This window comes from Arthrobacter oryzae (assembly GCF_030812315.1).
Lineage (GTDB): Bacteria > Actinomycetota > Actinomycetes > Actinomycetales > Micrococcaceae > Arthrobacter > Arthrobacter oryzae_B.
Genome location: NZ_JAUSSM010000003.1, coordinates 344,797 through 358,458, shown reverse-complemented (window position 1 = coordinate 358,458; position 13,662 = coordinate 344,797). Strand labels below are relative to the sequence as shown.

General features: G+C 67.5%; 6 protein-coding genes. 5 read left to right on the top strand and 1 reads right to left on the bottom strand.

Annotation, left to right across the window (positions count from 1 at the left end):
• Nucleotides 1-31: 31 nt before the first annotated feature.
• Nucleotides 32-877, bottom strand: coding sequence for an aldo/keto reductase (locus tag J2S97_RS08475; RefSeq protein WP_307048597.1), 846 nt, complete (start codon nt 875-877; stop codon nt 32-34).
• Between the two features lie 176 nt (nt 878-1,053).
• Here J2S97_RS08475 and J2S97_RS08470 point away from each other — a divergent pair, with 176 nt between their 5' ends.
• The 5 genes from J2S97_RS08470 to J2S97_RS08450 all read left to right on the top strand — a co-directional run bounded on the left by J2S97_RS08470 (nt 1,054) and on the right by J2S97_RS08450 (nt 13,554).
• A complete protein-coding gene (locus tag J2S97_RS08470) occupies nt 1,054-1,959 on the top strand; it encodes a helix-turn-helix transcriptional regulator (RefSeq protein ID WP_307048284.1) in 906 nt (301 codons plus the stop codon).
• A 119-nt stretch (nt 1,960-2,078) separates the two neighbouring features.
• The gene (locus J2S97_RS08465) at nt 2,079-8,072 is read left to right on the top strand and encodes an Ig-like domain-containing protein (protein WP_307048282.1); all 5,994 of its coding nucleotides are present in this window, start codon (nt 2,079-2,081) and stop codon (nt 8,070-8,072) included.
• A gap of 77 nt (nt 8,073-8,149) precedes the next feature.
• Entirely contained in the window at nt 8,150-9,361 is a 1,212-nt protein-coding gene (locus J2S97_RS08460) for a DUF58 domain-containing protein (protein WP_307048280.1), read from the top strand.
• Nucleotides 9,358-11,841 carry a transglutaminase-like domain-containing protein gene (locus J2S97_RS08455; RefSeq protein WP_307048278.1) on the top strand — a complete coding sequence of 828 codons (2,484 nt, stop codon included), beginning with the start codon at nt 9,358-9,360 and terminating at the stop codon, nt 11,839-11,841. The genes J2S97_RS08460 and J2S97_RS08455 overlap by 4 nt, the downstream gene beginning before the upstream one ends.
• A gap of 27 nt (nt 11,842-11,868) precedes the next feature.
• Nucleotides 11,869-13,554: a serine/threonine-protein kinase gene (locus J2S97_RS08450; RefSeq protein WP_307048277.1), complete on the top strand. Its 1,686-nt coding sequence runs from the start codon at nt 11,869-11,871 to the stop codon at nt 13,552-13,554.
• Nucleotides 13,555-13,662 lie beyond the last annotated feature (108 nt).

Here is a 13,662-nt window from a genome sequence, read left to right as displayed (position 1 = left end):
GTGCGGTCTTGGTATCTGGCCCGGGGGCCGGTTACATCTGGCTGAAGGCGGCGACGGCGGGGTCGGCCCCGGCCTGTGCCCCGGACTCCAGCGCGGTGATTTCCACAAGCTCCGCGGGCGAGATCCCGACGGAGACGGCGCCGAGGTTCTCCCGCATGCGGTTCGAATCGGCGGACTTGGGGATGACGATGGTGCCCTGGGCGAGGTGCCAGGCCAGCACCACTTGGGCCGGCGTAGCGCCGTATTTGCCGGCCAGCGCTTTCACGGCGGCGGCATTCAGGTCAGCCCCCTGGCCCAGCGGACTGTAGGCCTCCACGGCGATGCCGAGCTCCCGGCACTTGGCTGCCAGTTCCTGCTGCTGGAAGGTGGGGTGGATTTCGAACTGGTTCACGGCCGGGACCACTTCCGCTGCCGGGAGGAGGGTGTCCAGGTGCTCCGGAAGGAAGTTGGAGACGCCGATGGCGCGGATCTGGCTGTTGGCGTACAGCTTCTCCATCGCTTTCCATGCTTCGGTGAAGAGCCCCTGGGACGGCACGGGCCAGTGGATCAGGTAGAGGTCCACGAACTCCACTCCCAGTGCTTTGCGGCTGTTCTGGAAGGCCTCGTGCGCGGTGCCCTGTTCGCCGTTTCGCAGTTTGGTGGTGATGAAGAGTTCCTCGCGGGGAATGCCTGAGGCTGCGATGGCAGCGCCGACGCCTGCCTCGTTACGGTAGGCCGCGGCGGTATCGATGTGGCGGTAGCCGGCCTCAAGCGCGTCCTCGACGATGCGCTGCGTTTCTTCCGGCGGCACCTGGAACACGCCGAAGCCGAGTTGCGGGATCTGAACGCCATTGTTGAGGGTCAGTTGCGGGATGGTGGTCTGGTGCGTCTGGGACATCATCAGTTCTTCCGGTCGTAGGGCTCACGGGAAACCGCTTTCATGCGGGCTATGCATCGAGCCTATGCACTTTCCGGCGCCCTGTCAGTAGGACTGCCTGTTCCTGTTTTTCCTAGGACTGGCAGTCCTACCTTCGTTGTAGAAAGGGGGCTTCCCGGCCGTGCACAATGGAAGGCATGGGTCAGAGCGCCGAGTTTGGAAAATTCCTCAAAGCCATGCGGTCACGGCTGAAGCCGGAGGACGCCGGGCTGCCCGGCACAACGGGTGCCCGGAGGGTTCCCGGGCTGCGCCGCGAGGAGATAGCGCGGCTGGCGGACGTGAGCACGGACTATTACACGCGCCTGGAACAGGGCCGCAACATCCACCCGTCCAGGGCCGTGCTGGACTCCGTGGCGCGGGCGCTGCGCCTGGACACCAGCGAGCACGCCCACATGATGGACCTGCTGGAGAACTGCGCCGAATCGCAGCGGCCGCCGATCCCGGCCCAGGGCGTCCGGCCGGCCCTGCGCCAGCTGCTGGACGCAGTGGGCGACGTCCCGGCGCTGGTCCTGGGCCGCCGGAGCGATGTCCTGGCCGGCAACCGCCTGGCCTTCCTGCTGTTTGCCGACTTCCTTGCCATGCCGGCAGGGGAGCGGAACCTGACGCGCTGGCTCATGCTCGAGCCCCGTGCCCGCGACCTGTTCCGGGACTGGAAGACCGTGGCGGCCGAAGCCGTCGGTGCCCTGCGCGTGGACGTTGGCCGGCACCCGAACGATGCCCAGGCCAATCAACTGGTGGGCGAGCTCGCGGTGCACAGCGAACATTTCCGCCAATGGTGGGCAGGGCACAGGGTGGCCGCGCCGTCCGCTGGCAGCCTCCGGCTCCACCATCCGGTGGTCGGGGACCTGGAACTGAACTTTGAAAACCTGGTGCTGCCGGACGACCCGGACCAGATCCTCCGGGTGTTTTCCGCGAAGCCGGGTTCGCCGTCGGCCGATTCCCTGACGCTGCTGGGCAGTTTCGGTGCCGGAGAGGCAGATGCGGCGCCGGGGACCACACCTTCGTTTGTGACAGGCAGCGAAGCACGCACCCCTGACGAATAGGCCCAGCGGCCGGCCCTCCTATAGGATTCAGCTACCTATGGAATGGGGGAGCTATGGGCGTTCGTTCTTGGGTGGAACGAAAGAGGCGTGTTCTGGCCTCGGCAACCACATTTTCAACGTTGGCTGCGGTTGCCGCTGCGGCGGTGATCTATCCGGGGTTCACGGTCACGCAGGTTGACCTGAACGACGGCGGGGTCTGGGTCACCAACGCCAGCAAGAACCTGGTGGGCCACCTCAACTACCAGTCCAAGCTCCTCGACGGCGGCCTGCTCGCCGCAAGCCCTGACTTTGATGTGCTGCAGGACGCCGGCACCGTCTTCCTCTCGGACCACAGCCAATCCTCGCTCAGTCCGGTCAGCGTCACCGACGTTGCCCTCGGCCAGCCGCAGTCCCTTCCCTCGCCCGTGGACGTGAGCTTCGGACAGAAATCAATCGCCCTGGCCAGCCGGGAAAAGGGCGCTCTCTGGCTTACCAACAGCAACGCACTGGGATCCTTCGACGCGGCCTCCGCTGAGCCAGTCCTCACGGAAGCCAAGGGAATCGTAGCCACCGTCGGAGCCGACGACGTGGTTTACGCCGCCAACCCTTCCAAGGGCGAGATCATCACGCTGAAGCTGGACGCCTCCGGTGCCGTCGCTGCCCGGGACACCGAGCAGCACGGCGCCCTCCGCAACATTGAAAACGCCCAGATCGCCGCCGTCGGGGACAAACCGGTGGTGCTGGATACCGCCACCGGATCCCTCTTCCTGCCCGGCGGCAAGAAAGTGGTACTGGCAGACCCCTCCGGCGCCAAGCTGCAGCAGAGCGGTCCGGGGGCGTCCTACGTGGCCGTGGCCACCGCAAAGGCTTTGGTCAAACAACCTCTGGACGGATCGGCCGCCACGGTCACCGACCTTGGCGCAGCGGGAGCCCCGGCCGCGCCGGTGCGCCTGGGTTCCTGCCTGTACGCGGCCTGGGCCGGCTCCGGAAAATACCTCCGGGACTGCGACAACGCCAATGACAACGCTCGCCAGGACATCCCCTCCACCGGCTCCCGCGCCGACTTCGTCTTCCGGGTCAACCGCAACGTGGTGGTGCTCAATGACGTGTACTCCGGAGACGTGTGGCTGGTGACCGAAAATATGCGCCTTGTCTCCAACTGGGACGATGTCATTCCGCCGCCGGACAAGTCAGATGACCAGGACGAGGACGCAGCGGACAACAACCCGGTGGACACGCTGCCGGACCGCACCAAGGAAAACCGTCCACCCACCGCCGTGGACGACCAGTTCGGTGTCCGCCCGGGCCGTACCACGCTGCTGCCGCTGCTGGACAACGATTCCGACCCCGACGGCGATGTCCTCACCGCCCGGCTGCAAGGCGAGGCGCCCGCCGTCGGAAGCCTGCAGAACGTCTACAACGGAACCGGCATGCAGGTGACCGTCCCGGCGGACGCCAGCGGAACGGCGTCGTTCCAGTACCAGGCCAATGACGGCCGCGGCGGAACGGCGACCGCAACGGTCACCCTGACCGTCAAGGACAGGGCCACCAACGAAGGCCCCACCCAGAAGCGCGTCCCCACCATCCTGCTGGAGCAGGGCAAGAGCATCAGCCAGAACATGCTCACGGACTGGATAGATCCCGACGGCGACGACCTCCTCCTGATGTCAGCGACCACTTCCAGCGAGGGGGACCAGGTCCGGATCCGCCCGGATGGCCAGCTCACTTTCCAGGACGTGGGCACCAGCCTGGGACGGAAGGAAGTCCTCCTGGTGGTGTCCGACGGCCAGGCCCGGACCGAGGGCAAACTGATAGTTGATGTCCGTGCCAAGGGCAGCCTCCCGCCCAAGGCCAACGCCGACCACGCGGCCGGCATCGCCGGCCAGGACCTGGTGGTGTCCCCGCTGGCCAACGATGTTGACCCGACCGGCGGCGCCCTGCGCCTCACCCGGGTGGACACGCCGCCGGAGCTCACTGTTACGCCCGACTACCAGTCCGGCACCTTCGGTTTCCGCGCCGCGAACCCCGGCACCTACTACCTGACCTACCTTGTCACCAACGGTCCGGCCAGCTCCGCCGGGCTGATCCGGATCGAGATCAGCCCGGCCGGCGCAAGCGCGGAGCCTCCGGTGGCCGTGGCGGACCTTGCCTTGCTGCCGGTGGGCGGCGAGGTGCTCATTGATGCCCTGGCGAATGATTCGGATCCCGCCGGCGGCGTCCTGGTGATCCAGTCCGTCAGCCAGCCGAAGAACACCGCGATCGGCGTGGCCGTGCTGGACCACCACATCCTGCGCATCACGGACGTCCGGGGCCTCACCGCCCCCACCAGCTTCACCTACACGGCTTCCAACGGGACGGCCAGTGCCACCGGCGAAGTGACCGTGGTGCCCGTCCCGGCCCCCAGCAAGCTGCAGCCCCCGGAAGCGGCCGCGGATGAAATCACTGTGCGCGCCAACGACGTGGCCACCATCAGCGTCCTGGCAAACGACAGCCACCCCAACGGCTCCAAGCTGCAACTGAACCCTGTCCTGGTCCAGGGCGTGGATCCCGCCGATGGCCTCCTGGCAGTCTCCGGAGACGTGCTGCGCTTCAAGGCCGGCCCCACCCCCAAGACCGTCCACGCCATTTACGCCGTGACGGGACCGGACGGGCAGGAGGACTCCGCCCAGGTCACCATCCACATCCGCGGCGGCGGCGCCGAGCAGAACTCACGACCGCTGCCGCAGAAGGTCACTGCCCGCGTCATCGCCGGCAAAACCTCCCGCATCAGCATCCCGCTGGACGGCATCGATCCGGACGGGGATTCCGTGACGCTGATCGGGCTGGAAAAGGCCCCCGGCAAGGGCACAGCCACAGTGGGCGCCAGCTGGATCGAGTACACCGCCTCCCAGAAGGCCTCCGGCCAGGACCTCTTCTCCTACGTGGTGGAAGACCGCTTCGGCGCACGCTCCACCGCCTCCGTGGTGGTGGGCATTGCCCCCGCACCCGGTACGAACCAGAACCCGGTGGCGGCCGAGGACACCATCACCGTGCTCCCCGGACGCCATGTCGCAGCGGACGTGCTCGCCAACGACGCCGACCCCGACGGCGACTCCGTGGTCCTGGCCGCCGACGGCCTCGAAGCCGCGCCGGAACTGGCCGCCGAAGTCAAGGACGGCAGGGTCCAGCTGACCGCCCCGGCCGCGCCGGGAACGGTGATTGTCCATTACGGCATCAGCGACGGGCGCGGAGGCGCCGCCGTCGGAACCCTCAAGGTGGAGGTCCGCAGCGATGCGCCGCAGCTGCCTCCGGTGGCCCGGGACGACCGCGTGACCTTTGCCGAAACCCTGGGCAAAACCGCGGTGGACGTTCCTGTCCTCAAGAACGACGAGGACGCCGACGGCGTGGCCAGCGAATTGGCTATCAGCTTCCCGCAGCCCGCGCCGACGGCACGCGTATCCGGCACCGGGACTGTCTCCATAACGCTGAGCGATGAATCCCAGATCATCCCCTACACCGTCACCGACGTGGACAAGCTGTCCTCGACGGCGTTCATCATGCTCCCCGGGCTGAAAGAGCAGCGCCCGGCGCTGAAGAGCAGCGCCCCGCTGGAAGTCGTCAGCGGGCAGCAGCTCACCATGGACCTGCAGCAGCTTGTGGTGGTGCGTTCGGGCAAAACTCCCCGGATCACCCAGGACGCCAAGGTCCAGGCCGTGGCCTCCAACGGTGCCCCGCTGGTCAAGGACGGAACAACACTGCTGTTCACGTCCGCGGACGATTATTCGGGACCGGCGGCCGTCACCTTCGAGGTGACCGACGGCGCAAGCGTTGACGATCCCGACGGCAGGATGGCCGTCCTGACCATCGGGATCCGCGTCCTCCCGGATCCCGCCCGCAACCACGCGCCCGTCTTCGCCGGCGGCAGCATGGAGACAGCAGCGGGCGAGGAAGCGGTACTTGACCTACGCCAAGTGGCGAGCGACGTCGACGAGGCAGACAAGGACAAGTTGTCCTTTGCGCTCTCCGGGGCTGCTCCCGCCGGCCTCAAGGTTTCCCTCGAAGGGAGCACGCTCAAGGCAACGGCCGACGGCGCCCCCAAGGGGGCCAGTCTCCCCGTGGCCGTCAGCGTCACCGATGGCCGGAGCGCGCCCGTCAGCGGCACCGTCAACGTCCAGGTTGTGGCGTCCAAGCGCCCGCTGGCCGGTGTGAACGATGACGTGGTCGCCAGTGCGCGGGCCGGCCAGGCTGAGCGCGTGAATGTCCTGGACAACGACAGCAACCCGTTCCCGGACTCGCCCCTGAAGATCCTCAGTGCCATCGTTGAAACCGGCACAGGCACGGCCACCGTGGACGGTGGCGTGGTGACCGTGACGCCTGCGGAGAATTTCGTGGGGACACTGGTTGTCCGGTACCGGGTCCAGGACAAGACCCAGGACGCCGAACGGGAAGTGGATGGCCGGGTCCGGCTCACCGTCAAGGACAAGCCCGATGCTCCCGCCACACCCACCGTGAGTGAAGTGCGGGACCGGACCGTGGTCCTGAACTGGTCCCCGCCGGCCAGCAACGGTTCGCCCATCACCGGTTACAAAGTCTCGGGCAGCAGCGGCTTCTCCCAGCAATGCCCTGCCACCACCTGTACGCTCAGCGGGCTCACCAATAACGTTGAATACACTTTCACGGTGATCGCCACCAACGAGGTGGGAGATTCCCCGGCGTCGCCTGCCTCTGCACCCGCCCGTCCGGATGCCAAACCCGATGCGCCGGGCGCACCCACCCTGGTGTTCGGGGACAAGGAACTCACGGTCAACTGGTCTGTGCCCAACAGCCCCGGCTCACCGGTCGAAACCTACAATTTGGAGATTTCGCCGGCGCCGCCCGGCGGGAACGTCCGGACCAGCAACATCGCCGGTACGTCGTTCCGATGGACCGGACTCGAAAACGGCACTCCGTACCAAGTCCGGGTCCAGGCTTCGAACAAGGCACCGGAACCGTCGGATTGGAGTGCGTACTCTGCCAGCGAGATTCCCGCCGGCCTGCCGGGCGCACCGGGGAAGCCCGGCACCACGCGGTCCAGTTCGGGCGGTTCGGAGTCCATCATGACCGTCAGTTGGGCGGCTGCGCCAGCGAATGGCGCCCCCATCGACACGTACACGGTCACGGCCGTACAGGGCGGCACCGCCGTAACGAGCAGCACTGTGTCCGGCAGCCAGCTGAGCGTTGCCATGACGGTGGGCAACTCCGCAACGGACTATTCATTCACGGTGGTGGCCAAGAACAAGGCCGGCAGCTCGGCGGCCAGCCCGCCGTCGGATCCCCGGCGCGCCTTCGGCACCCCTGGAGCTGTGCCGGCCGTTCAGGCGGACCCGCTGGACAACGCTGTGCAGCTGACCTTCCAGCCGGCCGCCGGAAACGGGGCCACCCCCACCTACCAGTACCAGGTCAACGGCGGCGGGTTCCTGGCCCTCGCAGCTGACAAGGTGGTGCGGAGCGGCGTGCCGAACAACGGCAACTACACCATCGGCGTGCGCGCGGTGAACAGCATGGACGGTGCCACCTTCGAAGGTCCGGTGACCAACTCCAACCAGGTGGCACCGTACGGCAAGCCCTTCGCGGCCAGCGTCAACCCCGTAACCGTCACCACGGCAGTGCGCTTCGACGTCGGAGCGGTCGCCACCAACGGCCGGGCCATCGTCCGGCTGGAGTACCAGGCTTCGGACGGACAAGCGGGGAACCTGGGCGCCGGTGGAGGCTCGGTCACGGCAGGGAACGGCTATGACCAATCCGTCAGCATCACGGTGACCACAGTCGATGATTTGGGGCAGCGGACCTCCGCCAGTGCCTCCGGTCAGACCGCGCCCGCGAAGTACATGACTGTGCAGAACGGTTCCAAGAGCCCCGGGACGTGCGAATGGCCATCGAACCAGACCACGGCGTCCGACACTCGCGCGAACTGTGCCGCCGGGGGCGGTCAGTTCGTCGAGGAAAATACCAGAGTGCAGCTCCAATGCGTGACAAACGGTGCCGCGTACAAGATCTACGACGGAAGCACCGGGCAGGACACGGGCACTACCAGTTCGATTTGGTACAAGGCCATCAACAATCTCTGGATTCGTCCCAGCGACGGCCCTGTCGACTCCGGAGTACCTCCATGCTGAGGACTGTTTGCGGCTCTGCTGCTCTGCAGCAGCCGGTCAGCGCCTAAAACCCCACTGCCGTCCGAAAGATGCGATTCATGCCTAGAACTTCGCCCGCCGTCGCCGGTCTCGGCCGTACACTGCTGGCTGCCCGGCCCGCAGCCCTTGAACTGGTCACTGTGCTGGGCTGGCAGGTACTGGCCGCCGGCCTGGGTTTCGGGATCATCGGTGCCCTCCTGGGCTGGGAGGAAACCATCACTGCCGCCGCGGCAGCGCTGGCGCTGATCCTTGTGGCGGCCGTCTTCGTGGTGGGCCGAACGTCCTACGGGGTGGCCATGGACCTGGCCAAGACCCGCGTGGAGGTGGGGGAGATGGCAGTTGGCAGCATCACCGTGTCCAACATCTCGGCACGTCCGCTGCTCCCGGCGGCCATCGAACTTCCGGTGGGTTCCGGCACTGCCTCCTTCGCCGTCCCGCGGCTCAGGCCCGAGGACATCCACGAGGATCTCTTCACCATCCCCACGGCCGTCCGCTCGGTGATCAAAGTGGGTCCGGTCCGGTCCGTCCGCGCGGACCCGCTGCGGCTGCTGAGCCGCCAGGTCACCCTCACCGACGCCGTGGACCTTTTCGTCCACCCCCGCACGGTATCCCTGGCAGGCTCCGCCGAGGGGCTCATCCGGGACCTGGAAGGCATGCCCACCACCAACCTGACCAATGCCGACGTGTCCTTCCACGCCCTGCGCGACTACGTTCCGGGCGATGACCGGCGCCACATCCACTGGAAGACCACCGCCCGGACGGGAAAGCTCATGGTGCGCCAGTTCGAAGAGACCCGGCGCTCCCACCTGGCCATGGCACTCTCCACCAACCTTGACGAATATGCCGCCGGGGAAGACCTGGAGCTGGCCATTTCGGCGGCCGCGTCCATCGGCAAGCAGGCCATCCGCGAGCAGCGCGAGATCAGCGTTATGACGCAGGACGGACGGCTCCGCACCGACACCGCCCGTGTCCTGCTCGACGGCATGACCCGCCTGGTGGGTGCGGAATCCCGCACCACGGCCACGGACGTCGCCCGGCTTACCGGCGATGCCGTCCCCAACGCCTCCGTCATGTTCCTGGTGCTGGGCACGTCCGTGACCCCCGGGCAGCTCAGGACCGCAGCGGCGTCGGCGCCTCCCGGCGTGCGCTGCTTCGCCATCCGGTGCCAGGCCGGCGCCGCCCTGGACCGCCGTGCCATCGGTGACCTGACGGTCCTCACCCTCGGAGAGCTCACCGAACTTCCGCGCCTGCTGGTCAAGGCTGTGGCATGACCCGGCGCGCTGACCAGGGCCCGGCCAAGGGACGGACTGCCCGCATGCTTCCCGCTTTATGGCCGCCCACGCTCTGGGCGGATGCAGCGGCCCTCGGCGCACTGCTGGCCGCAGGGATTCTCGGTTTCTACTCCACTTTCGCCGGCGACTGGCGCTTCCTGCTCGCGGGCTTCGGCGGGATTGCCTTGGGCCTGGCCCTCGCGGCCCTTTCGGCCCGGCACCGGCTGGGGATCCTCCTGACCCTGGCGTTGGCTGTACTGGCCTACCTGGTGTTCGGCAGCAGCCTCGCCGCCCCGGGCCAGGCGATCGCCGGCGTAGTGCCGTCACCCGAATCGCTGCGGACCGTCATCGCCGGTGTGGTCCTCAGCTGGAAGCAGCTCCTCACCAGCGCCGCGCCGGTAGGAGCAGGGAATGGCCTGCTCGTGGTCCCGTTCCTCGGCGCCTATGTCGCGGCCCTCCTTGCCGGCACCATGGCCTGGCGGCTCCGCAGGCCGGCGTGGTCCGTGCTCCCGGCGGCGGCACTTCTCCTCCTGGCGACGGCGATGGGCACCCACGAAACATCCCTGGCTGCTGTCCGCGGCATGCTGTTTGTTGCCATCGCGGTGGTTTGGCTGGCATATCGCCGCCGGGCAGCGGCCGCACCTGCAGCCGTCGTCGGCGGCCAGGCGTCACCGTCGGTGCCGACCGCTGCTGCCCGGCTGCGACGGGCCTTCTTTGCGGCCGGGGTCCTGGGCGTGGCTGGCGCCGTGGCGCTGGCAGCATCTCCGGCACTGACGGCCTCCACCACCCGCCAGATCCTGCGCGACGTGGTGGTTCCGCCGTTGGATCTCCGCGACTATTCCAGCCCGCTGGCCAGCTTCCGGGATTATGTGAAGAACCAGAAGGACAGCAAGCTGCTGGCCGTGACCGGGCTTCCCGAGGGTGCGCGGATCCGGCTGGCAACGCTGGATTCCTATGACGGCGTGGTGTTCGACGTCTACGGCAGCGGCTCCAGCAACTTTTCTCCCATCAGCAACTCAGCCGCAATCGGGCTTGCCGGCCAGACGCCGGACGCCCGCGACGCTGCCTCACCGGCAACAAACGCACCGGTGGAGGTTACCGTGGAAGCGTACAAGGGCGTCTGGTTGCCTTCCAGCGGGAACCTGCACGGCGTCGACTTCGGCGGCGCCCGGTCCAGGCAGCTGGACGACTCACTCTTCTTCAACGCTGCAACGGACACCGCCATCACCACGGCCAGGCTCCAGGCCGGGGACAGCTACAGCATGGCGGTCGCGTACCCGGCGCTTCCCACGGACTCCGAGCTGGAACAGGCGGACTTTGCCGCAGTGCCCCTGCCCCCGGCTGAAAGCGTGCCGCCGATCGTGGCGGCCAAGGCCAACGAAATTGTGGGCGACTCTTCGCTGGCCATTGAACGGGTCCGCAAACTGGAAGCGGCGCTGTCCAAGCAGGGAGCATTCAGCCATGGGCTGGACGGCGAGGCCCGGAGCCTGTCCGGACACGGTGCGCAGCGCATCTCCTCCATGCTCAATGCCAAGCAGATGGTGGGCGATGACGAGCAGTATGCAGTGGCCATGGCACTCATGGCCCGCGAACTGGGCATTCCCGCGCGGGTGGTGATGGGCTTTTACCCGGATCCGAAGGAACCGAAGGAACAGGAAAAGCCCGGCACAGTGGAAATCACTGGCGACGACGTCCATGCCTGGGTCGAAGTGGCGTTCGCGGGCGCCGGCTGGGTCCCCTTCAACCCGACGCCCTCCGAAGACAACGTCCCCATTCCGCCGGACCCGCAGCCCAAGTCCAAACCCCAGCCCCAGGTCCTGCAACCGCCCCCGCCGCCGCAGGCTCCGGCCGAACTGCCACCGGACTCTGCCCCTGAGGCGCAGGACGCCGAACAAAACGAGCCGGGCCTCTGGGCCTTCCTCGGACCGATCCTCATGGCGATCGGCATTGGCCTGATCCCGGTGGCCGTCCTGCTCCTTCCCCTGGCCCTCATCGCCTGGCTGAAGCTGCGCCGCCGGAAACGCCGCGCGTCCGGCGGAACTGCTGCCGACCGCATCAGCGGCGGCTGGAGCGAGGTCATGAGCACGGCAAGCGACCTGGGCACCCGGGTTGCCGCCGGAGCTACACGGCGGGAAAACGCCGCGAACCTCGCCGAAGCATTCCCCGCCAGCGGCTCCACCACCGTGCTCCTGGCCCACCGTGCGGACGAAGCCATTTTCGCCGCGGGGGATCCCAGTGACGAGGACATCCGTGCCTTTTGGGCGGACGTTGACTCGTCCCTGAAACAGATGACGGGTTCAGTAGGGTTCTGGCAGCGGCAGCGGGCCAAGTTCTCCCTCAGGTCGCTTGCCGAGGGCGGAGTCCGCTCGCAGCTGCGGACGCTGGGGGCCGCGCTGCGGACACGACTGGTGGCGCCCATGCGGCGGCTACGGAAAACGCCGGCGGAGCAGCGGCCCGGAAAGGGGACCGGACGTGGCTAAAGCAGGATTCGTTCTGGAGGAACTGACATGAGTGCAAGACGCGGACCTGCTGCACCGCCGGCCATCGAGGGCTACCAGTACGTGCAACACCTCGGATCCGGCGGTTTCGCCGACGTGTACCTCTACGAGCAGGACAGGCCGCGGCGCAAGGTCGCGGTCAAGGTTCTTCTCTCGGACCTGAAGACCGACGGCGCGCGGCGCCGATTTGAGTCCGAGGCAAACCTGATGGCGCAGCTGTCCACGCACCCGTTCATTGTCACGATCTACGAAGCGAACGTCACGGCTTCCGGACACTCCTACCTGGCCATGGAGTACTGTTCCAAGCCCAACCTGGACCTCCGGCTTCGGCGGCAGCGCTTCAGCGTGGACGACGCCCTCGCTGTGGGTATCCAGGTTGCGTCCGCTGTCGAAACCGCCCACCGGGCAGGGATTGTCCACCGGGACATCAAACCGGCCAACATCCTGGTGACGGACTATAACCGCCCGGCCTTGACCGACTTTGGGATTTCCGGCACTACCGACTCCGCGGCAGACGACGACGGCGGGATGTCGATCCCGTGGTCCCCGCCGGAAGCCTTCCAGCGCTCGGATGCCGATGGCGTGATGGTGGACGTGTGGGCACTGGGCGCCACGGTGTACACCCTGCTGGCCGGTCATTCTCCATTCGCCGTTCCGGGCGGCAACAAATCGCAGCGCGACCTGATGTCCCGGATCGCGACCAGTCCTTTGCCCGACCTGGGCCGGATCGATGTCCCGCAATCCCTGCAGCAGGTCCTGGCCACGGCGATGGCCAAGCAGCCCGAATCAAGATATCCGTCCGCCCACTCGTTTGCGCTGGCACTGCAGCGGGTCCAGGCCGAGCTCAGCCTCGCCGTGACACGGTTTGAAGTGCTCGACGACCGCCAGGACGCCGATCACCCCGGCGACGACTCCGGCGAAGACGCAACCCGGATTCGCGGCGTGGTTTCGATCGACCCGCGTGCCACAACGTCCACGGGCACCTCCACCACGTCTTCCGCCACAGCGGCCCGGGCCTCGGCAGGCGCCTGGGCGAAACAGTCCACCATGCCGGTAGCAGACGGGAATACCACCGTTGCGCGCAGGGCTGACGGGAGCGCCGCCGGGCCCCTTTCCGCCGTGCCGCCGCCGGCTGCTTCTGCCGCCGTTCCCGCAACTGAATCCCGGATGGGATGGGACCGTCCTGCACCGTTCACGCCTTCGCCGGTGGAGGACACACAACTTCGGCCCGCTGAACCGAAGCCGGTGCCCGACAGTGCTGAAGATCCTCAGCCCCGCCGCCGGCCCAAGTGGCTGCTGCTGGCCGCCGGGGGCGTCCTCACGGCTGCCGCAGTGACCGGACTCGTGGTGGTCAACGGCGCCCCCACAACACCCAGCGTGCCGCACGCCAGCCCTGGCCTTGACGGACCGCTGGACCCGGTGGCGCCGGGCAGCGTGGTTCCGGCGCCGGCCAAGCTGACGGGAACGAAGGCAGGCGGAAGCGTGACCTTCACGTGGGAAAACCCCGCCCCGGCCGACGGGGACGTGTACATGTGGCGTGCGGTGTCCGTTTTGCAGTCGGGCGAGTACACGAGTTCCAGCGAGGCCCGGGCAGTACTGGCAGCCGTCGCGGACGAGCAGACCTGTCTCGAAGTAGTGATCCGCCGCAGCAACGGCCAGGCAACGCCCGAACCCGCAAAGGCCTGCGTTCCCTGACCAATACGTTCGACTCCGGAGCAACTGTGCAGCCGCCCCATCAACCGGGGTGATTCTGGACGAACGCCCATTGGGGGAGCGCGGCCGGTTTCCTAGCCTTGGGGTAGA